The sequence below is a fragment of the Pontibacter pudoricolor genome (genome assembly GCF_010092985.1).
Classification (GTDB): Bacteria; Bacteroidota; Bacteroidia; order Cytophagales; family Hymenobacteraceae; genus Pontibacter; species Pontibacter pudoricolor.
In genome coordinates this window covers 726,201-752,943 of the sequence record NZ_CP048106.1, presented here as the reverse complement: position 1 = coordinate 752,943, position 26,743 = coordinate 726,201, and the positions used below count along the sequence as shown (strand labels likewise).

24 protein-coding genes, 1 tRNA gene and 1 pseudogene are annotated in these 26,743 nt (G+C 44.0%); 11 read left to right on the top strand and 15 right to left on the bottom strand.

The genetic code is table 11. From position 1 onward, the window contains the following. Nucleotides 1-22 precede the first annotated feature (22 nt). The 6 genes from GSQ66_RS03200 to GSQ66_RS03175 all read right to left on the bottom strand — a co-directional run bounded on the left by GSQ66_RS03200 (nucleotide 23) and on the right by GSQ66_RS03175 (nucleotide 6,506). Entirely contained in the window at nucleotides 23-529 is a 507-nt protein-coding gene (locus GSQ66_RS03200; protein ID WP_202923397.1) for a DUF4269 domain-containing protein, read from the bottom strand. A gap of 66 nt (nucleotides 530-595) precedes the next feature. After that, a complete protein-coding gene (locus tag GSQ66_RS03195) occupies nucleotides 596-1,246 on the bottom strand; it encodes a hypothetical protein (protein WP_162426136.1) in 651 nt (216 codons plus the stop codon). A 632-nt stretch (nucleotides 1,247-1,878) separates the two neighbouring features. Beyond that, nucleotides 1,879-3,186: a type IX secretion system plug protein gene (locus tag GSQ66_RS03190; protein WP_162426135.1), complete on the bottom strand. Its 1,308-nt coding sequence runs from the start codon at nucleotides 3,184-3,186 to the stop codon at nucleotides 1,879-1,881. Nucleotides 3,187-3,274: 88 nt separating this feature from the next. After that, nucleotides 3,275-3,709: an OsmC family protein gene (locus GSQ66_RS03185; protein WP_162426134.1), complete on the bottom strand. Its 435-nt coding sequence runs from the start codon at nucleotides 3,707-3,709 to the stop codon at nucleotides 3,275-3,277. Between the two features lie 66 nt (nucleotides 3,710-3,775). Beyond that, a complete protein-coding gene (locus GSQ66_RS03180; protein ID WP_162426133.1) occupies nucleotides 3,776-5,131 on the bottom strand; it encodes a sensor histidine kinase in 1,356 nt (451 codons plus the stop codon). Next, nucleotides 5,121-6,506, bottom strand: coding sequence for a sigma-54-dependent transcriptional regulator (locus GSQ66_RS03175; RefSeq protein ID WP_162426132.1), 1,386 nt, complete (start codon nucleotides 6,504-6,506; stop codon nucleotides 5,121-5,123). Before GSQ66_RS03175 ends, GSQ66_RS03180 begins: the two co-directional genes overlap by 11 nt. 263 nt (nucleotides 6,507-6,769) lie before the next feature. Between GSQ66_RS03175 and GSQ66_RS03170 the strand changes: the two genes are divergently transcribed. From GSQ66_RS03170 to GSQ66_RS03160, 3 genes are all read left to right on the top strand, one after another. Then, the gene (locus tag GSQ66_RS03170; RefSeq protein ID WP_162426131.1) at nucleotides 6,770-9,172 is read left to right on the top strand and encodes an ABC transporter permease; all 2,403 of its coding nucleotides are present in this window, start codon (nucleotides 6,770-6,772) and stop codon (nucleotides 9,170-9,172) included. Nucleotides 9,173-9,314: 142 nt separating this feature from the next. Beyond that, a tRNA-Glu gene (locus GSQ66_RS03165) sits at nucleotides 9,315-9,386 on the top strand. A gap of 544 nt (nucleotides 9,387-9,930) precedes the next feature. Beyond that, nucleotides 9,931-10,134, top strand: coding sequence for a hypothetical protein (locus GSQ66_RS03160; protein ID WP_162426130.1), 204 nt, complete (start codon nucleotides 9,931-9,933; stop codon nucleotides 10,132-10,134). A gap of 36 nt (nucleotides 10,135-10,170) precedes the next feature. Here the strand turns inward: GSQ66_RS03160 and GSQ66_RS19195 are convergent. From GSQ66_RS19195 to GSQ66_RS03145, 3 genes and pseudogenes are all read right to left on the bottom strand, one after another. After that, nucleotides 10,171-11,115 (bottom strand): annotated as a pseudogene (locus GSQ66_RS19195) (recombinase family protein); the annotation flags it as partial. Nucleotides 11,116-11,127: 12 nt separating this feature from the next. After that, the gene (locus tag GSQ66_RS03150) at nucleotides 11,128-11,553 is read right to left on the bottom strand and encodes a hypothetical protein (RefSeq protein ID WP_162426129.1); all 426 of its coding nucleotides are present in this window, start codon (nucleotides 11,551-11,553) and stop codon (nucleotides 11,128-11,130) included. Between the two features lie 129 nt (nucleotides 11,554-11,682). Next, nucleotides 11,683-12,624 carry a hypothetical protein gene (locus GSQ66_RS03145; protein WP_162426128.1) on the bottom strand — a complete coding sequence of 314 codons (942 nt, stop codon included), beginning with the start codon at nucleotides 12,622-12,624 and terminating at the stop codon, nucleotides 11,683-11,685. A 526-nt stretch (nucleotides 12,625-13,150) separates the two neighbouring features. Between GSQ66_RS03145 and GSQ66_RS03140 the strand changes: the two genes are divergently transcribed. The 5 genes from GSQ66_RS03140 (at nucleotide 13,151) to GSQ66_RS03120 (ending at nucleotide 18,521) form a co-directional block, all read left to right on the top strand. Beyond that, entirely contained in the window at nucleotides 13,151-13,393 is a 243-nt protein-coding gene (locus GSQ66_RS03140) for a hypothetical protein (protein WP_162426127.1), read from the top strand. Between the two features lie 728 nt (nucleotides 13,394-14,121). Further along, entirely contained in the window at nucleotides 14,122-15,090 is a 969-nt protein-coding gene (locus GSQ66_RS03135) for a D-2-hydroxyacid dehydrogenase family protein (protein WP_162426126.1), read from the top strand. Nucleotides 15,091-15,196: 106 nt separating this feature from the next. Continuing rightward, on the top strand, nucleotides 15,197-16,483 hold the full coding sequence (locus GSQ66_RS03130) for a multicopper oxidase family protein (RefSeq protein WP_162426125.1): 1,287 nt from the start codon (nucleotides 15,197-15,199) through the stop codon (nucleotides 16,481-16,483). A 104-nt stretch (nucleotides 16,484-16,587) separates the two neighbouring features. Continuing rightward, nucleotides 16,588-17,487, top strand: a complete 900-nt coding sequence (locus GSQ66_RS03125; RefSeq protein ID WP_162426124.1) for a helix-turn-helix domain-containing protein — start codon at nucleotides 16,588-16,590, stop codon at nucleotides 17,485-17,487. Nucleotides 17,488-17,591: 104 nt separating this feature from the next. Then, a complete protein-coding gene (locus GSQ66_RS03120) occupies nucleotides 17,592-18,521 on the top strand; it encodes an MBL fold metallo-hydrolase (protein WP_238395789.1) in 930 nt (309 codons plus the stop codon). Between the two features lie 61 nt (nucleotides 18,522-18,582). On the opposite strand, the gene GSQ66_RS03115 is transcribed toward GSQ66_RS03120, so the two are convergent. From GSQ66_RS03115 to GSQ66_RS03100, 4 genes are all read right to left on the bottom strand, one after another. Further along, nucleotides 18,583-19,473, bottom strand: a complete 891-nt coding sequence (locus GSQ66_RS03115) for a cation diffusion facilitator family transporter (RefSeq protein WP_162426123.1) — start codon at nucleotides 19,471-19,473, stop codon at nucleotides 18,583-18,585. A gap of 54 nt (nucleotides 19,474-19,527) precedes the next feature. Next, complete coding sequence (locus GSQ66_RS03110; protein ID WP_162426122.1) at nucleotides 19,528-19,935, bottom strand: DoxX family protein; 408 nt, start codon at nucleotides 19,933-19,935, stop codon at nucleotides 19,528-19,530. A 35-nt stretch (nucleotides 19,936-19,970) separates the two neighbouring features. Next, complete coding sequence (locus GSQ66_RS03105) at nucleotides 19,971-21,209, bottom strand: hypothetical protein (RefSeq protein ID WP_162426121.1); 1,239 nt, start codon at nucleotides 21,207-21,209, stop codon at nucleotides 19,971-19,973. 267 nt (nucleotides 21,210-21,476) lie between these two features. Further along, nucleotides 21,477-21,686, bottom strand: coding sequence for a heavy-metal-associated domain-containing protein (locus GSQ66_RS03100; protein ID WP_162426120.1), 210 nt, complete (start codon nucleotides 21,684-21,686; stop codon nucleotides 21,477-21,479). 223 nt (nucleotides 21,687-21,909) lie between these two features. Between GSQ66_RS03100 and GSQ66_RS03095 the strand changes: the two genes are divergently transcribed. Further along, nucleotides 21,910-23,268: an AAA family ATPase gene (locus tag GSQ66_RS03095; protein WP_162426119.1), complete on the top strand. Its 1,359-nt coding sequence runs from the start codon at nucleotides 21,910-21,912 to the stop codon at nucleotides 23,266-23,268. A gap of 4 nt (nucleotides 23,269-23,272) precedes the next feature. Next, nucleotides 23,273-24,136 carry a DUF4435 domain-containing protein gene (locus GSQ66_RS03090; protein ID WP_162426118.1) on the top strand — a complete coding sequence of 288 codons (864 nt, stop codon included), beginning with the start codon at nucleotides 23,273-23,275 and terminating at the stop codon, nucleotides 24,134-24,136. 75 nt (nucleotides 24,137-24,211) lie between these two features. On the opposite strand, the gene GSQ66_RS03085 is transcribed toward GSQ66_RS03090, so the two are convergent. Both GSQ66_RS03085 and GSQ66_RS03080 read right to left on the bottom strand, forming a co-directional pair. Further along, nucleotides 24,212-24,814 (bottom strand): short chain dehydrogenase, encoded by a 603-nt coding sequence (locus tag GSQ66_RS03085; RefSeq protein WP_162426117.1) that lies wholly within the window; start codon nucleotides 24,812-24,814, stop codon nucleotides 24,212-24,214. Between the two features lie 175 nt (nucleotides 24,815-24,989). Continuing rightward, nucleotides 24,990-25,562: an AraC family transcriptional regulator gene (locus tag GSQ66_RS03080; RefSeq protein ID WP_162426116.1), complete on the bottom strand. Its 573-nt coding sequence runs from the start codon at nucleotides 25,560-25,562 to the stop codon at nucleotides 24,990-24,992. Nucleotides 25,563-25,854: 292 nt separating this feature from the next. Here GSQ66_RS03080 and GSQ66_RS03075 point away from each other — a divergent pair, with 292 nt between their 5' ends. Further along, complete coding sequence (locus tag GSQ66_RS03075; protein WP_162426115.1) at nucleotides 25,855-26,718, top strand: DUF5694 domain-containing protein; 864 nt, start codon at nucleotides 25,855-25,857, stop codon at nucleotides 26,716-26,718. Nucleotides 26,719-26,743 lie beyond the last annotated feature (25 nt).

Genomic DNA, 26,743 nt, shown 5'->3' with positions numbered 1-26,743 from the left:
GGTTTCAATTTTTCTTCTTCTTTTAGAAGTTCAAGATATGGGTCTCCTGCAATCCTAATGCATAGGCAAAAGCTGGCTCCGTTTTAAATCCCTGAACTTTAAGTTCCCTAATGGTTTGCCTGAATTGATTCCCCTTGGACAGTAGAAGATAGTTTTCTATTACCATGTGCCTGTAGGCATACTGCTCTTGTGAAGGCTTATTCTGTCCGAATATTTCAATCTCAAAGTTTGAGACTTTAAAATTAGCAATTATGGTACGTTGATCACGAACCAATTTATCAACTATTTGAATGTCTTTATAACCGTAGAAGTATTTGCATAAGTTAATCTTGAACTCGTCGGCATTTTGCCAGTAACAAATAATGTCTAAATCACTGTTTTCTATATCAACGTCTATCGGAATTGTTCCCGCCAATATGGGAGAATACGGTTGCAAATATTCCATAATTGAATATTTGGTGAGCACATCATATGCTTCCTGTTGCTTAGGAGTTCCAGTCTTTAAATATTCAATAGTAGTGAAATTCATTAGTTAATCATCAATAGGTGCTAACGGGTTGTGCATAGTGTGGGCAAGGCATAGCCGCAGCCTAAACTATGAACCGTGCTGTACTTTGTCTTTTTTCCTTCTTAGACTTGTGAAAACTGAGAGAACTAAGAGCAACGCTAAAGCCAATGCTATCCCGAGTAACCAATTTTTAGTGTTGTTTAGCTCTTCTGTAGCATTATTCAATTCCTTTATTTTTACTTGTGCTACTCCCAACTCTCGTTCTGCTACGCTTTTCTCAATAATCAAGGCTGCTCCCTTTTCTTCACCATAGTCTTTAGTCAGTCGTCTGAGTTCTTCTATTTCATTTTTGTTGACTTCTTCTATTGGTGCTGTTCTGGAACATATGTTAGTTGATAGATTACCATTATCGCTGTAGGCATAGATGAGGTACTTTTTACCAACTTCAAATGTATAGTCACAAGAGCCGTGGCTAATCCTTTCAAACGTCCGCAGTCTATACTTTGGATGATAGTTGCCTTTCAAGGATTCAATCACCTGAATGGTATAATAGGTATAGTTCAGTCCACTTGCCAAGTAAAGTTTATCAGACGATGATTCCAGAACTTCACCTACAAAAACCTGATAAGACCCTTTCCAATTCTCTTCTATGTTAGCTGAAGGTCCAATGCATTGGCATGCAAAGGACTTGCTGGCGAACAACAAACAGATAATGGCTATGGAGATAAATTTATTCATTCAAGATGTAGTACAACAAACAAGGCCAGGAGGCGCCGAGGCTTGCCTGCCTTGCCTTGGTGACTTCTGGGCGTAGTTATCCGTGCTTGTTTTTCCTTTTTTGTAGTGACTGCTGGTCTTAATTTCTTTCTTTATTTAAGGAAAAACAAGCTGCTCGTTGGGTTATTTTCTCCTTATAAATTCTTTTTCCAAATGGCGGCTTTAGCCACGGGCCATGTTGTTGATACGGGTATCGGCAAGCGTGGCCAGGGGCGGTAGGCTTTAAAATTAATCCATCAAAGGCATCTTTTATCAAGTGTTAAAGCCTGTAAAAGAGTTACCTAGCCGAAGTGAGCCTACTTGACTTTATCCTTTTTCAAGACTAACTTCGCCCGCTCCAAGTCTTGCATGGGGACGCTTCCGTCCGAAAGCACTGGCTTTCTCCGGCATCGCCGCCGCAAGACTTCCAGTCACAAATTCCATTTATGCCTTTGGCTCTTTTACAGGCCTTTTCTTTTAAGCCTGTGATCCCTTCCTACTACTAAAGCCTGAAAGCTTCGCCATTTTTTTAATCTGAAAATAATCCCAATGACGGATTAACTAAAGTATAAACAACAACATTCGCTTATCTGCACTATGTATGTAGTATAACTTTACCTCCTCCTGTTAAACAAGATCTCCTCATACCCGATCAACAAATCAGCTCTTGACCCTGGCGGGCGGTAATAGATCAGGATGTCGTAGGAGTTTTCTGTCTGGAAGTGACTGCCTTCGTAATAACTATAATCTATCGTTTGGTTCTGTTGAAGTACATATTGATAGTTGTAGTATCCCTGTTTTAAAAGTAGCCTGCCGTTGTAAACCTGTTTTTCAGCGTTGTAGCGCATTCGGGCATCAGAGGTAAGTTTCCAGTCGGTTAGCGCACCCAGAATATAAACCTGACCGTTCGTTTCTTCCGACGCTTTCAGTTCAAAATCGACCCAGGTATAGTCGCTGTTCACGTCACCGTTGCCGTACTCGCGGTTGTTGAAAAGCATCTTGCCATTAATATCCGGCTCCTGGCTATACACTTCTCCCGAACGGTTTTTATCGATTTGTAGAAACACTTCTATCGGGTTAGCTTCTACTTTTACACTGCTTACGCCTATGCCATTGTAGCGTACACTGCGGGTATCAAATGGCCGGTATTCAGCCAAACCCAGGAAATTATCTTTCGGCTCGAAGAACACATATTCCAGGCGTTTCAGGTGGTCGCGCACAAAGGTCGGTGAAGGGATAAACCTGGCATTGTCCCAGCGATGGTTCTGGCGTAGCACAGCCTTTACTTCCATGGCTGGGTTTATAAGTTCATAGTCCTGGTAAAACACATTAAACTCAACCGGCTGGCGTGTCTGCCTGCCTGATGGACCAGCCGGTAAACCTAACTTTGCAGTAACAGCTGTCAGGTTTTCATACACCATCATGCGGCGGGTTAGTAACAGGTTTCCGCCTTCTTCCCTTACTTCCAGCACATAGTTACCACTCATTTTTACCCGTGGCACCCTGAACCGGTAATGCACATACGGCACGCGCGTATTTACCGAATTCTGTACATCCGTTATAAAAAACTCATTGAAATCGTTCAGATACTGGGTCTCGGTAAGGTTAGAAGGCGTCCAGTTATAGTTGCAATGGATAAGCTTGGCTACCAATCGTTGCGGGCCGGCATTCAGCCTGTCGAACTCCAGTAAGATCGGGCGCCCCTGCTGCAACGAAGTTACAGCCGGTTCCAAAACTTCTTCGGGCACACCGGTTGCCTGGTAAAACTGTACCGACTTTATAGTTTCGTTGTAAATATAATCTTCGTACCGGATTGGTGTCTGCTGGTTAGATGAGCCGCTTTGAGCCTGCTCCTCGATGGGTACGCAGCCGGCAAACAGTGAAAACACGAGTGAAAGTACAAATACAGATCTTCTGAACATAGGCTGAAAAGCAACTATAGTTTGGGTATGGCTGCCCTGGTTACACGTTACGAATATACCGAAATCAGGAAGAGTAGCAAACTATAGCTTAGCCCTGCACCAGCTCTGTCTGTATCACAATGCCGGCCTGCAGGGTTTTTTGTACCGGGCATTTAGAAGAGATAATTTCCAGCCGAAGGCGCTGTTCCTGGGTAAGGTCCCCAACCAGTTTCAGTTTTTTGGTTATCTGAGATATTTTGGCTGATTTGTCATCGCAATTTTCACAATCGGCAGCGTATACGCGTTCATGGCTAAGGATTACTTCTGCGCGTTGCAGAGGCCATTGTTTGCGTTGCGCGTACATGTGCAAGGTAATAACCGTACAGGCTCCGAGTGCGCTCATAATATAGTCGTATGGCGTTGGCCCGGTATCAATTCCTTCAGTAATTCCGCTTTCATCGATTACAAACTGCTGGTCTCCCATCCGGATATTGGCAACAAACCCGTTGGGTTGCTCGGCGCTTATAGTTACTGTTCTGCTCATACTGTATTGTTGCTTTCCTCAACTATACGCACGCGGTTGCACTTATGGTCAGACTATAGTTTGACCTCAGAAACTTAAAGTGAAAGCTGTACCCTCACCGAGTTTAGAATCAACAGCTATATTGCCCTGATGCAGACGCATGATTTGTCGTGATAGGCTAAGTCCGATACCAGAACCGGTTTTTTTGGTGGTATAAAATGGAATAAATATCTTTTGCATGGCTTCTTCCGTCAGGCCCTGCCCATTATCGCAAACCAGAATCCGGGCCCGGCTGCGGTCATCCAGGGTGGCCTGTAATTTTATAGTTGCATCCGATCTTTCGTGCAGTGCCTCCACAGCATTCTTTACCAGGTTTATCAGCACTTGTTCCACCATGCCACGGTCAGCAGAAAGTAAAATATCTTCGGATGGCACCTCTACTTGTAACCGAACCTGCTGCCTGGCCAGTTGCTCCCGCATCAGCATCTTTATTTCTCGGAACAACTCCCCTACCTTAAATACAGATTTCTGTGGAACAGATATGGTTGTCAGGTTACGGAAGTCGTTCACAAAACGGATCAGGCTATCAGAACGGCGGCTTATAGTTTGCAGGCATTTCCCCACGTCATCCAGTTCTTCGCGCAGTATGGTTATCTCTTCGGCTTCGGTATCCGTGTAACTGCTGATCTCTTCGGATGCACTTGCCGAAAGCGACGCTATTGGCGTTACAGAGTTCATGATCTCGTGTGTGAGTACTTTGATCAGGTTGTGCCACGCTTCCATCTCTTTCTCTTCCAGTTCGCGCTGAATGTTCTGGATAGATGCCAGCCTTATCCGGTCCCCGAGCAGCGAAAGCTCCATGACATGTACAGTCAGGTTTGCCTGTTCGCCACCTTTCCGGATCGGGACCAGCACCTTGTCGCCATGTTCAAGTTGTTGCAAACCCAGGGCAAGCTCCGGACTTACTTTTTGCAGCTCACTAATGTTACTGGCCTGCGTTAAATGCACCAGCTTTTTGGCGGCATTATTCAGCATCATTATCTCGCCGTTTGGTTTGTAGGTTATGATACCGATACCGATGTGTTGCACTATAACTTCGAAGTAATGCAGATGCGCTTCTTTTTCGGCGCGTACTTCCCGGAACTTCTGCATCACATCGTTTAACCCTTGCGCAAGCTGGTTCTGTACTTTTCCTTCGCCGGTCACATGAAATTGCTCCGTAAAATCGTCGTACTTTATAGAATTCAGGAAACGTAAAAACTGCCGGTTTGTGCGTTCATGAAAATAAATAAGTAGTAAGATCTGTGCAACTATTAAAACGATCAGCCCGATAAAAGTCCCTCTGTACTGCTGGTTGGCCCCAACTATAGCCAGGGCATAAATTGATGCTGTAAGTAACAGAATACGCAGCAGCAACTGAAGCCTGTAGTTCTTAAAGCTCATACTTCTCCAGTCTTCGGTACAATGCCCCGCGCGACAGGCCTAATTCTTTTGCAGCTTTCGATACGTTGCCGTCATGTTTTTCCAGTGCCCGCTGCACGGCTTCCCGTTCCAGGTCGTCCAGACGACGGGCATCATTTGCGGGTAAAGCTATAGTTGCAGAGGTTTCTGATTCAGCTAAAAAGAAAAAATCTTCAGCTTGCAGTTCCCGGTTATCGCTCATAATGGATGCACGCTCCAGTACATGCTGTAACTCGCGCACATTGCCCGGCCAACTATAGCGGCTCAGTCTGGCCAGACCGCTATCCGAAAGTCGCTTAAATGGCTGCTTGTACTTGCGAGCATAGACGCCCAAAAAATGCTCCGCAAACACCGGAATATCATCTAGCCGGTTGCGTAAAGGTGGCAGGTTAAGCTCTACGGTATTAATGCGGTAAAGCAGATCCTGGCGGAATTCGTTACGGGCAACCATCTCCTTCAGGGGCATATTGGTGGCGCAGATCAGCCGTACGTTTACGGGTATTGGCTTGTTGGTTCCAACTCTGATAACTTCGCGGCGCTGCAGCACGGTCAGTAATTTTGCCTGCATGGCCAGCGATAAATTCCCGATCTCATCCAGAAATAGCGTCCCGCCGTTGGCCGCCTCTATCCTACCTACTCTATCCTCTTTCGCATCGGTAAACGCACCTTTCTTATGCCCGAATAATTCACTTTCAAACAAAGATTCTGTAACAGCGCCCATATCTACGGTAACAAACACTTTATCGGCGCGGGAAGAGCGTTGGTGTATTGTTCGGGCAATCACCTCTTTACCTGTTCCGTTCTCGCCCAGCAGTAAAATATCAGCATCCGTTTTAGCAACTTTATCAATAATCGAAAAGAGTTGCTGCATGGGCTGGCTGGTACCGGTAATGATATCAGAAGTTGAGTTGAGCTCAGCTGAAAGTGTGCGATTTACTTCTTTAAGCTGAGACACTTCTTTATAGGAATTTCTAAGCTTGGATGCCGCCGAAAGTGTTGCGATCAGCTTTTCGTTTTGCCAGGGTTTGAGCACAAAGTCGGTAGCGCCTTCTTTTACTGCCCGCACTGCCATCTCCACATCGCCAAACGCAGTTATCATCACTACCACCGCCGACGGATCATATTTCAGGATTTCCTGTAGCCAGTAAAAACCTTCCTGTCCGCTGGTAATGTCCTGGCTATAGTTCATATCCAGCAGTATTATATCGAACTCATAGTTGGTAAGCAGAAATGGTATCTTCTTCGGGTTCTTCTCCATCACTACTTCTTTGGCATGTTTACGCAGCAGCATTTTAGCAGAGAAAAGCACGTCCTCGTTATCGTCGATTACCAGTATGCGTCCCAGGTTATTTTCCATGGCAGGTAGGTTATAGTTTATACTTTACAGTAAAATATTGTGCCAAGCTAATACAAGTGTAATTTATGGGAAATTAACCGGAAAAAGTAGTACCTGCTGTCCATTGCCGGACAAAAAGTGTCCACGCCCGGACAGTATTTTAAACTATAGTTTAGCTGGGCGCTCAGGAATCAGGATTTATAGTTTTGGCACAGCACTTGGCATGTAGTTTATAACCGATTTACATTACTGTTTTTTGATACCACTCTATCATTCCTAAAACTATGTTAAAGATCTATTTCCTTACGGCTATGCGCTCACTTGTCCGTAACAAGAGTTACAGCATCCTGAACATTGCCGGACTTGCTCTTGGCATTACCTGTAGCATCCTGCTTTTCCTGGTAATCCAGTACCAGCTTAGTTATGACAGCTTTCACCTGAAAGCCGACAGAATCTATCGATTGGTAGTTACTTTCCCGGAAAATGATTTTAACACGCCTGCCTCCCATTTTCCGTTGGCAGCCAATATGCGAAGCAACAATAAACTTGGCTTTGAAGAGATAACTCAGATAAAGGGAGATGCAGGTGCACGGATAAATATTCCATCGAACGGCACAGGTACCGGTAAGAAGTTTTTGGTTGATGAGAATATCGGTTTTATAGAACCAAGCTTTTTTGATGTTTTTGATTTTAATACAGGCCCCGTGGATGTGAGATCGCACTTTACGGAGCCCAATGTAGTGATACTAACGAAGTCTCTTGCAACAAAATATTTCCCGGACCAGAATGCAATTGGCAAAGTAATCAGGTACAACAACCAATACAACCTGAAGGTAATTTCCGTGATGCCGGATATGCCTGGCAATACAGAGTTTCCTTTTGTAATGCTCGTATCCTATGAAACAATTCGAAAGACACTGCCAACGGATTGGGGTAATTTGTCGAGCGACCACCAGACATTTGTGGTTCTACCAGATAATCTGTCTGCAACCAGGGCTGAAGCAGCTGTCAATCAATTTATAAGCAAACATACAGAAAGAGAGAGCCCAGGACATACTCTGCATTACCTGATGCAACCACTGAAAGATATACACTATAATACCAGCTTTTATGGAGCATTCGCTCAGACGCCTATTTCAAAAGAACTGATTCTGGCTATGGCTATAGTTGGCATAGTGCTACTTTTAACCGCTTGCATAAACTTTATAAACCTTGCTACTGCACAGGCCATCAGACGTGCCAAAGAAGTTGGTGTGAGAAAAGTAATGGGTAGCAGCCGCACTCAATTGGTTATCCAGTTTTTATGCGAAACCCTATTAATAGTGCTTTGTGCTACTTTTCTGTCGGTTATTCTTACGGAGCTGGCTTTACCATACCTGAATACGCTTCTCGACCTTCAGATAACTTTCAGTTTGGTTGATGATAAACTACTGTTACTGTTCCTGGGAATACAAACCTTACTGGTCACGCTTTTCGCCGGCTTTTACCCTGCCTTTGTTTTATCAAGTTTGCAACCCATTACAGCGCTGCGCAATCGTATGAGCGTGCAACGTTTTGGCGGCATATCCTTACGCCAGGTATTAGTGGTCATGCAATTCACCATTTGCCAGGTGCTCATTATATGTACCCTTCTGGTAAATGAACAAATGAACTTTTTCCGAAACAAATCCTTAGGCTTTAATAAGGAAGCCGTAATCACCGTTTTTTTACCTCTGAACACAGGAGATAAAATTCAGCCTCTGCGCCAGGAGTTATTAAATAATCCCGCGATCAGGGAAATCAGCTTTGGCTCAGATGCCCCTTCATCTGGCAACATCAGCTACGGTAACTTCTACTTTAACCATGCGTCAAAAGATGAAGATTTTCAGACTCACAAAAAGTTTGTAGACCCTTATTACTTTAGTTTGTTTGATATGAAGTTTCTGGCTGGCAAAGCGTATCCGAACAGCGACTCAATACATTACATGGTGATCAATGACACGATGCGTCGCAAACTAGGAATCAAAACGCCTGAGGATGCCATCGGAAAACATTTGTCTTTGGGTGACAGAAGATTTGCGGGTACTATAGTTGGTGTCGTAGCCGATTTTCATCAGGCATCACTGGCATCGCCCATAGAACCGCTTGTTATGACAAAAAACCCGGAAGCCTACAGTGTTATCTCTGCCAAAATAGACATGACTCAACAAAAAGAAGCGCTTCAGCATCTGGAAAAAGTTTGGGAAAAGGTTTACCCGGATGACGTATTTAATTATAAATACCTTGATGAAACTATAGCCGAATTTTACCAGGATGAGGCCAGACAAAATACCCTCTTCAAAATATTTTCGCTGATAGCAATTTTTATTGGTTGCTTAGGTTTATATGGGCTGGTCGCGTTTATGGCTGCGCAGCGAACCAAAGAAGTAGGAATCCGAAAAGTATTAGGCGCCTCCGTATTTAACATTACAGTGCTGTTCTCAAAGGAATTTATAAAGCTCGTTCTAATTGCTTTCCTGATCGCAGTACCGATAGCCTACTATTTAATGAACCTGTGGTTACAGGACTTTTCGTACCGGATTTCACTAGGGTATGGTGCATTTATACTGGCTGGTGTGGCTACATTAACCATTGCCTTGCTCACGATGAGTACACAAGCTATAAAAGCAGCACTTTCTAATCCTGTTCTTTCGTTGAAGAGTGAATAGTTTAATTATGCTGCTCAATTATGAAACAACAAAAATTACTACCTGAGAAACAACAAGATAGCTATATACTTTAAAAAATTAGTGAATCAAGTATTGCAGTTTAGTTTCCTACCCCTATATTTGCACCACAATTCAGTAACACGGTCCGTTCGTCTAGGGGTTAGGACTTCAGATTTTCATTCTGGCAACAGGGGTTCGATTCCCCTACGGACTACTGAAAGGGAAAAGTGATTATTTTGATCGCTTTTCCCTTTTTCTTTTTGCTCCAAAAACCCCTGTATTTGGCTGGAAAGGGCAAAAAATCCATTTACCCGCTGGGTTCGATAACTCTCCATTTCACGGTCAAAAAACACCCCTTCTGGAAACATCATCGCTTGCAGCTGTTTACGACCTTGCACATTTGCTTTACTCCATGATTGTGAGATAGTTACCGCTTTTTCTAAGCCCATTTTGATGAAGTCTTTGGGGTTCGATAACGCTGGCGCATACTTTTCCAGATTTTGCTCGATTTCCAACAGCTCTGTCTTTAGTTCTGAGCTGAATTTTACAAAGAGTTCTTTCTCTATTTCGCCAAAGGCGTAGCGACGCTCCAGCGTATCTAGTTTCTTTTTCAGTTCCGTGTGCTGCGTGTTCAAGCGCTTTTCTTCTACCCGACTTTCTTCGGTAAGCTTGTAATAGGTCTCTTCCATGATCTCAGCTAACTTAGACAGGTAGCGCGGGTCTACTTCGAGTTCAGATAAAAAGCCTTCATAGAGGTTATGCAGCTTTCCAGCATTCCGATTCAGCTTGCAGCCAATGGTATTGCATTTGTAGTAGTGGATCTGCTTTTTCTTCATCTCATAGCCTGTAAGCGGCTTTCGGCAGCTACCGCACTTGATGTGATGTCGCAACGGCAGTTCTTCATCTTCTTTGACCTGCGTATAGCCATGGGCGTTCTGGGCCTGCAGTCCATTTACTTTTAAAAACATCTGGCGTGTTATTAACGGCTCGTGCTGGCCTTCTACTACTTCCCCATCCTCGAGTAAGCCATGGGTTATTAAACCGCAGTAGAACGGGTTTTTAAAGAGCTTGGTCAGTGTTTGGTTGAAGAGCACCAGTCCCTGCGCTTTCAGGCGCTTGATAATGTCTGTATTAGAAAGCCCTTGTTCTGCTTTCAGTAGAAAGGCCAAACGGATCAGCTTACCTGTTTTGTTAGGCTTTAAGATCACGTCCTTACCCACAATCACCTTATCATAGCCCATCGGTACTTTACCTACCCACAAACCACGTCTAACACGCGCTTCCATGCCCGTCATGCATTTTTCGCGGCGCTGGTCATTATCAAACTGCGAGAAGAGAAACTGAATGCCCTGCTGTAATTTACCTGCAGCTGTCTGGGTGTCTACCGGTTGGGTTACCGCCACAACAGATATACCCATGCGGCCTAATTCATCCACGATGCCAATGGCAGAAGAGCCAGTACGCGAAAAGCGGTCGTGGGAATAAACGATGATGTAGCCTACCCTGAGCTTACTTTTCTTAACAAACTCGAGCATTTTCTGGAATTCCTTCCGTTCGTCAGATTTCGCGCTTTCATAGGTCCCACCGAATTTACCCACCACCTGGTAGCCGTGGCGCTCGGCATAAGCTGTACAGCGTTCTAATTGGGTGGATAAGCTTTGATTGGTCTCGGCTTGCTCTTTAGTGGACACACGCGTGTAAATGATAGCGACCTTACCGCGTGGCGCTGCTTTCTTACTTCCTTTCTGAAGTGGCCGGGCAAAAATACTCAGTTCACTTCCTTTTCCCGTCGTAGCCCGTAGTGCAGCTGGCTTTTTAGCTGGCGCAGGCTTAGCCGTAGCAGCCTTGGCTTTAGCTTTTGCAACAGTTTTTTTAGCTGCTTTCTTAGTTTTGGGTGCAGCTTTAGCTACTTCAAGCACGGCTGCGTTGGTTTGCTTTTTCATATTCTATTCTGGTTAACGGGTGAGGGACAGTGTTACTTTTTTGTTACTCTTGCCCTTCGGGTTTTGTACTTTAGAAATTTTAACCGACCTAGCCACTACATCAGCTTTATCATCTATAGTTTTAATCTGTTGCTCTGACAGGTGTTGGTTGAATACCCAAGCTGAAAAGCGGAGCATAAAATCTACCTTTGCCTGCGCTTCTGCTTCGGTTAAATGTTCTAACCCCGGAGTTTGCCGTAGTTCGCGTACATGGCGCTCTATGGTTTCTACTTCTTCCGAGAGCTGCTTATAATAGCTATCATAAGCACTCAGCTGTTCGCGTGCTTCGTCAAGTTCTACAGCATTAGCAGCACTTGCTTTACCTTTCGGCTGACCTTGTTTGTGTTTACTGTTTGGTCTTTGGGTTTTCTCTTTCTGGTTTTTAGATAGCGTTTTCAATTTGGTATTTGCCTGTGCCACTAGTCCGGGGCAACCGGTACAATGGCGGGCTTTTATGTTAGGGTGCGGGGCAACCGCTACCCTTGGCTCTTACCCAATCAGCGCTTGATAAGAGTAAGCTACTTGGTACTAAATTCTACGGCGGTGTTCTTTGGTAAACTTTAGCTTTGAACCGCCACGATTTTCTAATTCCACGGACTGGTAATTCCTGAGTGCCAGCGTTTCGATCAGTTGCTTTGACACTGCCTCATCCAGATGCCCGTCTGAAGTGGTGCGCAAGGTGATCTGGCGCTTCTCATCAAAAGTGATCGTTACCTGCCGGAAGCTTTTGTTTCGAATGGCTCTTACCACCTGAAGCTCTTCTTCTGATAGCAATGATAGACGCGGAATATAATCGGCTTTGTCTTCGTCTAAGATAAAAGCGGCCAGGTGTTGGGTAATGGATAAAAACACATGCGTTCTACCAAGCAGCACTTGCCCTTCCGGCCCCATGCCCTGCATCTCGTCCAGCCACGGTGCCAGATCGCCTGTCGGAAAGATCAGAATACCAGCTTCCTGCTTGCGGTACAGGGCAGCATATATCAACGATTCTAGCAGGCAAAGCTGCACGCTGTAACTTGCCTGAGCGGCCTGTACCTGTCCGCTCAGGTGTTCTGCAATAAAAGCTTCCACTTCTTTAGGAGACATCATTTTACTGAGCTCGTCGCGCAGCTTAGCAATCATTTCCGGTGTTAGCGCTTCCGCCGGAATTTCCTGCACGGCAAACAGGTATTCGCGTAAGGCTTTTACCCGTGCCAGCGGCAGACCCAGTTCCCGCAATTCTTTGGCCATCTTCAGCCACAGGTATTCCAGAAACGACAGCTTCGTCCAGGACTGTTCTTCAGTTTTAGGTGCTAGTCCGGCTTTCTTCCAGTCCACGTAAAGCTTGGGGGCAATACCGGTTTGCTTTAGCGAAAAGATCGGCTCGCGTAGCTTTTCATACAGCTCGGGTAGTTGCTCTATTTCCTGTAGATCAAGCTGTAAAGCAAAATCTTCCGTGCTGTTTTCCGGCTGTGGTGTCTCCTCTCTCATGCGTAGTTAAATTCTAAATTTTACCCAAAGGTAATGTTTAGTTTTAAATATACAACAACTTTGTAATATTTGTTTTATTTCTGGATAAAATATTTTCTAAAGCAGGTTCTGGAGTTAAAAACTGAAGACCGGGTAAGCAAATGGAATAGCTTCAAAAAATTTAAACCGGATCTCACATGCACGCATGTACGCGCGCATCCTACGCAGGCGGGCGCGATTATAGAAGTGTTGACGCCAGTTGCGGAATCAGAAAACATGACCTGAAAAGCAGGGTTTGCGGTAGAAAAAGGAGTATTCCATATTTAAACTTCAATCACATATTTTACGGAGAATTTTACGGACAGCTAAGTTACGTGCGCACAAGCAGTTAGCATCAATTTCAGAATACCGGAAACAGGTAAAATCAGCTACCGGAGTATGGTCTTTTTACGTGAGGAAATGTGCCGGAAACTATAGTTTTAGAACACTAAGTATGGAAACCCAAAAACAACCTTCCGCAACAGGTATCCGGAATTACAACTAAACTATGCAACTTAATTTATACGCAATTAACGCTATACCAATTAGTTACAACTATAAAAACACACCGAAAAACAGGCAAAAACAGCGCTTCCCGCAGTTCCGCACTGCATGGCTTAAAACCGAGCTTTTAGCTATTCACCCTGAAGGGCAAATTCTACCCGATCAATATCACGGTAAAGTACCACGTATAGCATGTACTCAGTCATCAAAAATGTGCTCCAGAAATAAATGCGGTAAAAAGCGGTAAATCCGTACTCAAAAAACACTGTGTAACGCACCCGAAACAACGTGATTATGTCATCAAATACAACTTAGTTAAATCTTCTCTTTTCCGGCGCTCAAATTACACGCAGGATCACGTTTAGTTACGGAGTATTTTTCCGTAGCCGGAAAGGCTGTTACAGAAAGTTACGCGCATTTCCGGCAACTCTTTTGTTCCGTAATTTCGTCAGATTACATACAGGAGAAGAAAGTATAAATAAGCTATTTTCCGCACGTAAAAAACACCTGATTTTACAGCACAATTTCCGGTTTCTAAAACAGGAACAAATCCGTAGCAAAATGGCTTCCCAGAGTATGCATTTTCTACAGATTCCGGCACAAAACTATAGCTCTGACCTCTCCTATTTTCATCCTACTTCTAGAACGTATTTTTTGTCTGATATCGCACTTTTCATTCATTTCTTAAAGATCACCTAAAACAAACTTCAGTAGGTTGTACTTTAGGAAGCCAACACCAACTATAGACAACCCTATCACCTCCTCCCATCCCATTGATAAATGTCTCTTCAAAGTTCAGCATCTTGGCTGTTATCCGTTCGGCAACGAGCTTGCGTTCGACCTGTTTGGGCTTGGCGCGGAAGGTATTCAACACATCTACTCTGTACTGCACATTTATCCAACTAAAGTACCCCTTTGTCTGTTGCGCTCTTTCTACATAATGTAGACTTTTGTGAACTTAAATCTACTTTATCCATGCACATCATCATCCCCGACGATTACCAGAATGTAGTACACACCTTGTCATGTATTGAGCTGCTTAAAGACCATCAGGTAACCATTTACAACGATACGCTGAATGATACTGAAGCCTTAGCCGAACGCTTCAAAACTGCTGATGTTTTGGTGCTTACACGAGAGCGTACTGCTATCACAGAAGATCTTATTTCACAGCTGTCCAACCTAAAACTCATTAGTCAGACCGGTAAAATTTCTAACCACCTGGATCTGGCAGCCTGCACCAGGTATAACATTGCGGTTGCCGAAGGTGTTGGCTCTCCGGTAGCTCCTGCTGAGCTTGCCTGGCTCCTGATTATGAATGTCGTAAGACAAGTACCACAGGCCATAGAAGGGATGAAAGCCGGACTATGGCAAACAAACATCGGCAGCACTATAAACGGAAAGCTGATCGGCATCTGGGGCTATGGAAAGATTGGTAAGCGCATAGCAGGCTATGCCAAGGCTTTCGGGGCTGAAGTTATAGTTTGGGGTAGTGAAAGTTCCAGAACACAGGCCAAGCAGGATGGCTTTTTAGCTGCTGCCAGCAAAGCAGAGTTCTTCACTGAAGCCGATGTGGTAACGCTGCATTTACGCCTCACCGACAGCACCAAAAGTATAGTTAAGCCTGAAGACTTAGCCATGATGAAAAAGGACGCCGTAGTGGTAAATACCAGCCGGGCCGAACTGATAGAAGAAGGAGCTTTGCTGGATGCATTACAACATGGCAGACCTGGTTTTGCCGCTTTGGATGTATATGAATCTGAACCTATCTACGACAAAGATTATCCATTGCTGCAACTGCCTAATGTGATCTGCACGCCACACCTGGGCTACGTAGAGAAAAACGGTTACGAACTATACTTCCGCAAAGCATTTGAGAACATTATTGCCTTTGCCAACGGCACACCTGCCAACATTGCCAACCCGGAAGTGCTGGAAGTATAAGCACACTTGATTACCCAAAAATCTGTAAAGCTTATCCTGAATCCTGTAACGCCTACGGCAAGCTGGTTTATAATTTTGCTACAGATACTTGCTACAAAATAAAACTATGAACAACCTTCAGCCACAAGCCAAACCGATCCGCCACTTCGACCTGACGGCACAGCAAAAAAACATCAGCATAGCCGGACAGGATGCAACAATTCTGACTTATAACGGCAGCTTTCCGGGACCTTTACTGGAAGTAAAGGAAGGAGAAGTGGTAACGATAGATTTTATAAACCAGCTGCGTGAGCCAAGCAATCTGCACCTGCACGGTATTTTTATGTCGCCGGAGGATGACAAGCCGCACCAGGTTGTAGCGCCAGGTGAATCGCTGGGCTATACTTTTGAAGCGCTACCAGGCAGTGCCGGCATGTATTGGTACCATCCGCACGCCCACGGCAAAGTTACCCGCCAGCTGTTCGAAGGGTTGTCAGGTCCGATCATCGTCCGCGGAGCTGTGGACGAGCTGGAGCCTATCGCTTCTGCTACCGAAAAGGTGCTGGTGCTGCACGACATCACACTGCAAAACGGTACAGTTGCACCACATGCAGGCATGGACTGGGGCAAAGGCAAAGAAGGAGAACTGGTACTGGTAAATGGAGAGCACCAACCGGAAATATCCGCTCCAACAGGACTACTGAGGCTACGGATTGTGAATGCATCATCTGCCCGCTATTATAACCTGAACATACCCGGAAAACGACTGCAGGTAATAGGTATGGATGGCAGTTTCCTGGAAGCACCTGTGGCTATGGAAACGCTGCTGCTTACGCCCGGCGAAAGAGCCGATATACTGATTGAAACCACACAGGTACAAGAACTTCAATTATTAAATCTACCTTATACCCGCACACCTGCCGGACCAAGTTTAGATATACCAGCCGCAGGTATGGTACTGGCAAAATTCAACATTACAGGTGAGCCGAAAACTATAGCCTTGCCAACTAAACTCATAGAAATACCTGAGCTTGATCTAACGGCTGCCACAGACTATAAAACCATAACTTTCGGTGCTAATATGCAGCCGCTGCAATTCACCATCAATGGCAAAGCGTTTGACCATCATCGCACTGATCTTACAGCCAAAACTGGCACCCTGGAAGTATGGGATATTGTGAACCCGATGGCAATGGACCACCCGTTTCACCTGCACACTTTTCCGTTTCAGGTACTAAGTATAAATGATATACCAATGCCATACCTGGCATGGAAAGATGTGGTAAATGTGCCGGCTAACTGCACCGTACGTATTGCGATTCCATTCACTAAGTATACCGGCAGCGTAATGTACCATTGCCATATCCTGGAACACGAGGACCTGGGTATGATGGGAAACCTGGAAGTGGTTTGATAGAAGTATAAACTATATGTATACCCTACCGGACACCTATCCGATAGGTTTATTTTTTCCTACAGCTTATTTATATTTACCGGCTCCGCAACACACATAAAACTATGACCAAGGCAGGCGCACCTATTCCTGTTTACAACGAAGCAGATAGCTTTGCAAAACATACATTCCGCGATTTTTACATTGCTTCGTACCAGGATTCGCCAGATGCCGGCCTTAAACGCGTTGCCCCGCACCGTCATACCTATTACGAGATCATATGGATTACAGAAGGCAGCGGCCTACACGTCATCGACTTTAAGCCTTACGCTTTTAAAGGACCATGCCTTTTTCTCTTGCAGCCCAGCCACATCCACCAGATCCGGAAAGACGGACCAACCAAAGGTTATGTACTTAAGTTTAACGAATCTGTTTTTGCTGTAGAAGCCGGTGCTGAGAACCTGCTGTTAAAGTATGGCATTTTTGATAATATCAATGTGCAGCCGGTACTTCACCTGGATGCCGCCGCCGTTGCCCTGCTCAATGACCTGATGCAGAAAATGCTGCAGGAGTTTAAACAACCAACCGACCTGTCTGAAGTGATCATCGCTTCTTACCTCAAGATATTCCTGTTGCAGGTGTATAAACTAAAAGACGCAAACCAGCAGGAAACTCAGCTAACACCAGAACCACGATACCTGCAGTACCGCACTTTTAAACAAATGCTGGAAGAGCGCTACCACCACCAACATGCCGTGCAGGACTATGCCGATGCACTTGCTCTGACTCCCAGAACGTTGAACGAGATCACGCATAGGTATGCGGGCAAAAACGTAAGTCAACTGATAAAAGAACGTCTTGTATTGGAAGCCAAACGCCTTCTTCACCACGGACAGTACTCGGTAAAGGAAATAGCCGCGCAGCTGGGATTTGAAGATGCGGCCTACTTTACACGCTTCTTCACCAAAAACACCGGCACTTCTCCCCTTGCCTTCCGAAGCAAAGAACCGGAGCTGGTTAGCTAGCCCCATTGTGCAGGACAAGCACCTGTTTGTCCATTGAAGCCGGCATACAAAACCCTGACCTTTATGCTGTTATAACAAATAATTAACTCGTAAAACAGCATAGTATGAACCGTAAATCATTTCTTAAAAACTCCCTGCTGGGCTCGTCGCTTCTGCTCCTGCCTGGCCCTGCACAAAATTTCTTTTCTGGTACCAGCTCCAAAAGTATCAAACTTAGCATCCGCAACCCGCAACAAAAGAATATCTGCGCCACCTGTGGCACCCGTTACGCCACTGCCAAAACTACCAACGATACCTGCCCGATCTGCGAAGACGATCGCCAGTATGTAGGCGATGGTGGCCAGACCTGGCTGAGCTATACTGATGTGGCAAAAGGCAAAAGCATTCAGGTTACTAAACTGCAGGAAAACATATACGAACTAAAGATCTCTCCTAGCTTCGCCATTGGCCAGAAAGCACACCTGGTACTGTCAGAGAGCGGTAATGTACTGTGGGATTGTATTCCTTACCTGGATGAACAGACAATTACCTATATCAAGTCACTGGGTGGGATAAAGGCCATCGCTATTTCGCACCCACACTACTATAGTTTGATGGCCGAATGGGCTGCCGCTTTAGATTGCCCGATTTACCTGCACGAGAATGATAAGCAGTGGATACAGGATAATAGTAAACACATCAGTTTATGGCATGGTGCTGAACTGCCGCTTTGGGATGGTATGAAAGTAGTTCATGTAGGTGGACATTTTGATGGCAGCACCGTACTGCACCTACCAAACCACGGTCTCAAAGGTACCCTGTTTACCGGCGACAGCTTGTATGTTACACGAGACCGCAAACATGTATCGATGATGTATAGTTACCCAAACCTGGTGCCGCTTCCTCAAAAAGCCATTGAGCAGATTAACAGCCGTGTCGAGCCGCTTGAATTTGATACTATACACGGTGCATTTAACGGACAACTTATTGCTACCGGGGCAAAAGACGCTTTCAGAAGATCCGTAAAACGCTACCTGAACATTTTTGAAGTATAGCCCAATATAAAAAGGCCGCTACCAAACAGTAGCGGCCTTCCCTTTTCTATAGTTCAACAAGCTATAGTTTCATTGTGCATTCCTCCCCTGCCTGCTCTAACTCCAGGGTCGCATCTGTAATTGCAAAAGGTTTCAGGGTGTTACGTATCTCCTGTTTCAGGGCAGCTATGGCATCCGGTTCTTTTATACCTGCTACCATTACATGCGCTGAAAGTACGTGGTGCTCCCCGTCCAGGGACCATACTTTTAATTGATGTATATCCTGCACATTAGGTAATGTCAACATCTGCTCTTTTACCTTGTCCAGATCAGTAGCCAACGGGTTTTCCTGTAGCAGTATTTTGAAAGCTGACCATGCATTTTTGCAGGCGTTGTAGAGCATAAAAAATGAAATACCCACCGAAAGCAGCGGATCGAGCCACGGAAGTTCGAAAAACAACAGGATAATGCTCCCCAACATCACAGCCAGCCAACCCAGCAGGTCTTCCAGCATGTGTAGCGATACAGCGCGCTGGTTCAGGTTATGCCCGCTGCGCAGCCTGAAAAAGGCAGCTCCGTTTACCGCCAATCCAACTACACCAAAAAGCAACATGCCGTAAGGATCAGGCATTTCGGGGTTCAGCAACCTCTCAAAAGCTTCGGTCAGCACAAACACGGAGCCAAGTATAAGTATAACCGATGTAAGCAAAGCTCCTGCTACCGAATAACGTTTATAGCCATAGGTATACTTAGCGTTGCCAGCCTGCTCCGATTTTTGCTGCAGGAAATAACTCATGCCCAGGGTAAAGGCATCGCCGAAATCGTGCAACGCGTCGCTCATAATGGCTACACTATTTACAAAAAAGCCACCTATCAGTTCAAGTATGGCAAAGCCAAGGTTCAGGAAAAAAGCAAAGCGGATGTTACCCGTAGCGTGATGGTGGTGATGCCCGTGATGATGGTGATGTCCCATATTAAAAGTATAAAGCCGTGCCCCAAAGTTTGAAGCACGGCTGCTGTGAATGTCTTATTTTACAGATACCTTCTGCTTCGCTGCCAGATGCGCTACTACAGCCAGTGCTATTAAACCACCCATAATGGCGATGTTCTGGATAAAGTCCATGATGGCAGTTTGCTGCATCATACCTTCCATATTCCAGAAAGTATGCATCATAAGTGTCATGGGTAGCAACAGCAGGATAAGTACGATGGCGGTTTGTTTTACTTTGATACCGGCAAATAGCAGCATAGCTCCTACCAGTTCAGTTACCATGGCCGCACCCAGCAGCACAGGTACAAATGGTATTCCTTTCGATGCCATCCACATGGCAGGCCCGTCCCAGAACATTACTTTATGTAAGCCTGCAATCAGAAAAGTAATACCGATCAGGATTCTGGCGGCAAGTATAAATGTTGGAATAGATGAATTTTTCATAGATTTTAGAATTTAAGATTGGTTTAATAAATGGATTAAAATACAAACTGTGCGCCTAGTGCCAGTTGGTTTGCTGAAGTGGTTTTATAGACTTCCTGCCCGTTCTCCAGTAGTCGCCAGTCAGTGTTGGCGCGGTACCACTCCAGGGCAATGCCCAGCGGCCCAATATCATAGCGGAGCATCGGCACAATGATCTCGTTCTTTAAGCGGGCGTTGCCGGTTACTTCGGCTAATACATCGGTGTCGTTCGGGTTGTCCTGGCCATACAATACCCAGGCGCTGAAATGTTTGCCGAACTTATAACCTGCCTGGCCCCAAGCACCGTAGCCTTCAATGTCGCCGAACTGCAGCAACTGTCCCCAGCTCTGGCCTATGGCTCGTCCCCAGTAGGCATTACCTTGCAGAGTAGCTCCGCCCAACGTCAGCTTTGTCCCTGCCTGAATAGCCTTGCCTTCCAGGTTGTGGCGCTCATCTGCATGTACCAGGCGTTTGCGGTCGTAGTGGCCGGCCAGGTTCACTTCCCACTTAAGCGGCATGTTTTGGTTACTGATGTTCAGACCAATTTCCGTCTGTGGTACGCCAATCTCCCCTTCATCACGCCCATCGGCTTCAGCTTTCGGCCCGGTCCAGGAGCCACGGAACACGGCCAGATCTAAGCGTACTTTGGTGGCTGCTGTCTGACTTGTTAAGCCCTGGTATAGGAAAAGGCCGGGGTTACGGAAGCCGATACCTCCTGCCGAGCCGTAGCCCATGGCAAAGTGCGTAACCGAATTCGGGAAATGTGCCACCATAGGGGTCCAGTTCTGCCCCAGGCGCATTCTGGTTTGCCCCTTCTGCACTTCTACATAAGCCAGGCGCACACGCGGCAGCAGGTTCTCATCAGCAAAGCCACCTCCGCCTGCAGTGCCACCTAAAAAATCTAATTCAGCCCGACCGGTGGCCGTAATGCCGTGCGGCAGGTTATAGGCTGTGCCTTTAAAGATGAGCCAGGTCTTGCGCAAGTCGCCGCCAAACTGGTACTCGTCCTGGGTAGGTTGCTTTGGGTTAGCCCACATGGTAATAGCCCCGTTGCCCAGTCCAAATGTGCCATCCTGTACAAAGCCCGACGCTGTGATGATACCATTTAAACTTGATCGTAAGTAAGGCTTGCCTGCCTGCGTGGTATCAGGATTTGGAGTGGCCGGAAAGCTCAGGTCGATCTGGGCGTTTGCCTGGTGCAACAGCAGCGTACTAAAGGCGGCGGCTGCAAAAGTGGTTTGAAGTACTTTTTTCATGGTTTTATTTTATAAAATTTGGGCAATAAGGTAGCTGGCCGACTTTTCAGGGGCAGCTATAGTTTAATTTCTGTTATGTTTTAGTTTAGGGTTATAGCCGGAGGCTATACTTCAGCTGCGCAAGTGATCGATCTTTGGAACAGCGGTGCAAAGGTCTGTAGTTGTTAAAGCCGGCTCAATGCACAAAGCAGCGCTTTTCTTGTACAATTAACCCTTGCATCTGGAACTCCTATAGTTGACGTTCAGCTACGGGAAGACATGGTTTACTTAAAGCATCTCTGCTTTAAATCCAGCCTTCTCAACTACAGTTATGATTTCGGGTGCAGTTAGGGAATCAGTCTTCACGGTAAGCACTTTGCTCGAGTTGGTGGTATCCACGTTCCAACTTTGGATGCCTTCGGTTGTGTTGAGTACAGGGGTAACTTTAGACACACAACCCATACAGTTGATGTTAGTCTGAAAATGTAAGTCTATCATGTTCTTATAGTTTATAGTTGTTGATTTAGAACATGACAAAGGTAGCGTGCGTGGTAGGTAGAGCTGTTACAGAATTTTGAGTGAGTGTTGTAGGATTTTTAGTTAAAATCTGTTTGATTTTTTTATATTTAAATAACGATATATTTGCAAATGCATAATTTTAAAACTGAAATTTAATAGCTTGATATTCTGATATAGAACTTACACAGAAAACACAAATTAAATGCAAATAGAGAAATTAAAAATTGTTGGCCTTTACGGTTATATTACTAAAGAAATTGATTTTAATAATGATCTTACACTATTAGTCGGAATTAATGGTTCAGGTAAAACAAGTATTTTAAATATAGTCAATTGGTTATTAAAACCTTCAATTGCAGATTTGTGTGTAACAGAATTTAAAATATTACAACTCCTTTTTAATTGGAAAGGAAGTAAGTATCAAATTGTGTGCAAACACAATAAGACCACCTTAAAATATGAGATTATTACCGAAAAAGAAACCTATCATCCGCTTACTGTAAGGCTTCCTATAACACCATCTAAAATAAATAATGATGAGAGTTTAAAGACAAACTTATTACAGAATTACATTGGTTTAGCTCCCGATCAGAAAGAAAAAAAAACTTGGGAATTCATTTCAACTATACCCAGTCCAACAGTAATCGGTCTAGATAGAAACATTTATACTGAAGAGGTTGATAGGGTTTACATAGAAGAGAGTATACGGGGTAAGATTATGAAGAAACCTGCAAGCATAATATCCCCATTAGACAGAGTCAAAGAAATAGTAAATAGAGAATATCGTAAAAAGAAAAATTCAATACTTCAACTAACAAGCAATCTTAAAAATTATTTGATGCTATCAACCTTTGATGGTAGTATCACTATCCAATCCATATCAGATGGTAATAAACACAAACTCAATCTAAATCAGATTGAAGGTGCTGAAAAACGAATCAATAATTATTTCAAAAACTTTGAAACTAAAATATTAACTGAGAGCGAAAAATCAAGAATTTCCAAATACTTCTCTCAGTTAAAAGAAGTAGTAGAAAAATATCAAGAAAGTCCAAATGATGATCTTGTTAAAATATTTTATACTCTTAATGCAAATCAATTTATTAAAGTAATAAAACTTTTAAAGGAATTTGAAAAGTTTGAAGCTGAATCAACAAAAGCATTAGAACAGATAAATCAATATCTAGCTACATTGAATTCTTTTTTTAAAGATTCTTCTAAAGAACTATTGTTTAGAGAAGATACTTCTGAGCTAACTTTTAATGCTTTAGACCAAAATGGTAATGTAATAAGTAAACATAGAGACATCAAATTTCTTTCTTCAGGTGAACAACAAGTTTTAATACTGTTTTCATACATAGCCTTCAATAGTGAGGATGGAAGAATTTTCATAATAGATGAGCCTGAGTTATCTCTTCATATCAAGTGGCAAGAAGAATTTCTTGATCAGTTGGAAAAAATAACACCAAAATATACACAACTTATTCTTGCTACACACTCACCAATTTTAGCAAATAGAAAAAGAGAAAAAGTAAAAGTATTGTTGCCTTACAATAACTAAATCTATGCAATTCGGTTTTCCTGAGCTAACTGATTCATTCCTCGAAGGTCAAGATTTGTTATACACTCAATTTAATGATATAAACTTTTATGTTGAAGATACCGATCAAGAATACTTCTACTTTCATGTATTAAAAAATCTGTTTCCAAGTATAAAGATTGAGAAAATTTTCCCCTTAAATGGGAAAAAAAATGTAACAGATGCTGCAAAAGCTAATCTTGGTGACAAAAGCAAAATCTATTTGGTTGATTTAGATTTTGATGAAATTTTAGGTTTAAAAGAATCAGTAGCTAATCTCTTTTATTTAGAAAGATACTCTATTGAAAATTATCTATTCGCAAAAGAAGCCTTATTTGAATTATTTAAAGAGGATAATCCTAAAATAAGGACTCATGAAATAGAAGCTATATTTAGCTACGAATCATTAATAAATGAATGTAGAGATCTGTTAAGTAAGTTAGCCTGTACATTTCTCATAATAAAAAAATATTCTTTAGGATTGGACTATTTAGGTTTAAACCCACCACGTGACTTTGATATTACAAATCCTATTGCACCAAAATTCAAACAAGGAAGTAGTGAAATCCCTGTATACTTTACTTTAGTAGAAAATAGATTAAAAAGAAAGGATGGTAGATTTACTTTAAATTCCAAATTAAAGGAATTTAATATCTATTTTAATACATTAAGTAAAGCACTCGCCAACATTCCTGGTAAATACCTTATAAATTACATTAAATTCAGAATTGGAAGATTGATAAATCTAACAAATGTAACACAAGAAACATTTACTATAAGATTAGCTAAAAATTCTGATTTACAAGATTTAAATTATTTAAAAAATGCTGTACTGAATTATATATCATAGTATGTTATTGTTAATAATCTAAAAACCGCCACGCAGCCCAAACCCTGCGTGGCGGTTTGCTTTTCTCACCAACTATTACCCATACACCTTGATCACCTTTCCTGTCAGCGCACTTTCTATACTTTTAATGTAAGCATTTACCACGCGTGGCATCGGTACCGGGTCGTGCCCGGGGAAGCTGGCGCCTAGAGTTGCTACGGAGCCTTCTACCAGGCCGGGGCTTACAGTGTTCAGGCGCACGCCATTTTGAAGTTCGGTGGCGGCAGCCATGGTAAAGCCGTTCAGGGCGCTGTTGATCATGCTCAGCGAAGTACCGCCGCGTATGGGTTCTTCGGCGAGTATACCAGAGGTTAAAGTAAAGGAGCCGCCGGCATTAATGTAGTGCTGGCCTATCAACACCAGGTTTATCTGCCCCATCAGCTTACTTTTTATCCCTTCATAAAAGTCGTCGTTTTTCAGGTCTGGCAAGCTCCCGAACACACCATGCCCTGTTACCGAAACCAGTGCATCAAAGCGGCCTATCGTTTCAAACATTTCCCAGATGCTGTCGGGTTGGGTAATGTCTACTTTTAAATAGCTGTTGTGGCGGCTGGCTGTTAACAGGTCGTGCTTCTGGGATAGTGCCTGTTGCAGGTGGCGCCCAATGGTGCCGGTGGCACCTACTAAAATGATCTTCATAGTTTATGTTGCTTCTTATTTTACAGAAGCAAAGGAAGAAAACGGCCAGGCCAAACCTGTTACACAACTATAGTTTCGTGTTACAAAATTTCGGGTGACGCTGGTTTACCAACTATAAACAAAAATGCCGGAAGCATACAATACCACCGGCTGCTACCCTACCAACTATAGTTTCTTAGTCGAGTATCTTATCTATAGTTTTGCGCTTGTGAGTCTTTATCTCCTTAAAATGGCTGGCGGTAAGGCCAGTTACTTTCTTAAACTGATTTGATAAATGCGCCACGCTACTGTAGCCAAGCTCATAGGCAATTTCTTTCAAGCTTAACTCACCATATACAAGCAGTTCCTTTACTTTCTCGATGCGCTGCAGGATCACATACTTCTCTATAGTTACGCCTTCGGTTGAGGAGAATAAAGTACTGAGCGTGTGGTAATCTACCCCTAATTTCTTCGCCAGGTAATTTGACATGTTCAGGTGCATACCAGCTTCACCCTGCTGGTGTATCAGATCAATTACAGCCAGTTTTACTTGTTCTATCAGCTGCACCTTGCGGTCGTCTAACAACTCAAAACCATTCCCGGCCAGCACCTGCCGTATCTCGTCCAGGTTTATAGTATCGGCTGCTATTTCGGCTTCGCCTAATTCTACCTGCTGCACGGTGTAGCCCAGTTTAGTCAGTTCTTCTTCCACAACCCGTTTGCAGCGGTCGCATACCATGTTTTTGATGTAGATCTTTACAGTTTCCATAATTATAATTTGTGCAACAAACTTAGCAAGTCAATGCTGCCAAAATATTACATCATCTTCTGTTTGATTTACAGATTTTCCCAGCACAAAAAACGGGCTGCACATTTGTCCAACATAAACAACGGTTTATCTATTGAGCCTGGAACTCACTTACATGTACTTTGCAACATGCAACTACAGACAGGAAAATAAGCCTTTGAGATATTTATAGTTACAGAGTAATCGGTAACTATAGGCAACCTGAAACTTCTGTGCTGCATCTACACGAAAAATACGAACCAACCTTAATACTATGAAAAAGATACTATTTGCAATCGCCCTTCTAGCAGGAATTCACTTTGCTCCTGTGCAAGCACAAACCAAAGCAGACAAGTCAGAGAAACGGGCACAGGTCATGCTGCTTGGAACCTTCCATTTCTCGCATCGCAACCTGGACATTATTAAAACCGAAAAGCCTGACCAGCTAGATGTAATGACACCCGAGAGCCAGCAGGACCTGCAGAAAATTACCGGCAAGCTGTCTAAATTCAAGCCTACTAAAATTGCTATAGAAAGCTTCCCGGAAAACCAGCCAAAGATTGACTCCCTATACCAGGCTTACCTGGATGGCCGCTACGAGCTAAAAGCAGACGAGATTGACCAGGTTGCATTCCGACTGGCAAAGCAACTGGGCCACAAACGCGTGTACTGCATCAACGCCTGGGGCGACCTGGATACTTTCCAGAAACCCGGAGCTACAAAGTTTGAGGTGCGTGAAGACAAAAAAGAACGCCTGGAGAAATTCTGGAAATACATGCAGGCTAAAACCATTGAACGCAGCAAAATAGACAAGGAACTATACAGCCAGAAAGGCACCCTCTATCAGGTGATAAAGAAGTATAACGACCCGGAATCAATACGCCGCAAACACGAAAATTACTTCCGCGACGCTTTCCAGTACGAAGAGCAGGAACACGATTACACGGGTGTAGACTGGTACAATGCCAGTTGGTTCAGCAGAAACCTGCGCATCTTCCGCAACATACAGCGTATCACCGAAAGCCCTGACGATAAAATACTGGTAATTTATGGAGCCGCACATGTGGCAACAATACAGCAAGCAGTAGACAGCTCCCCTACGCATGAGTTGGTTTCGGCTTATAAGTTTTTGAAGTAGTGTTAAGAAGGTATAATAACAAAAG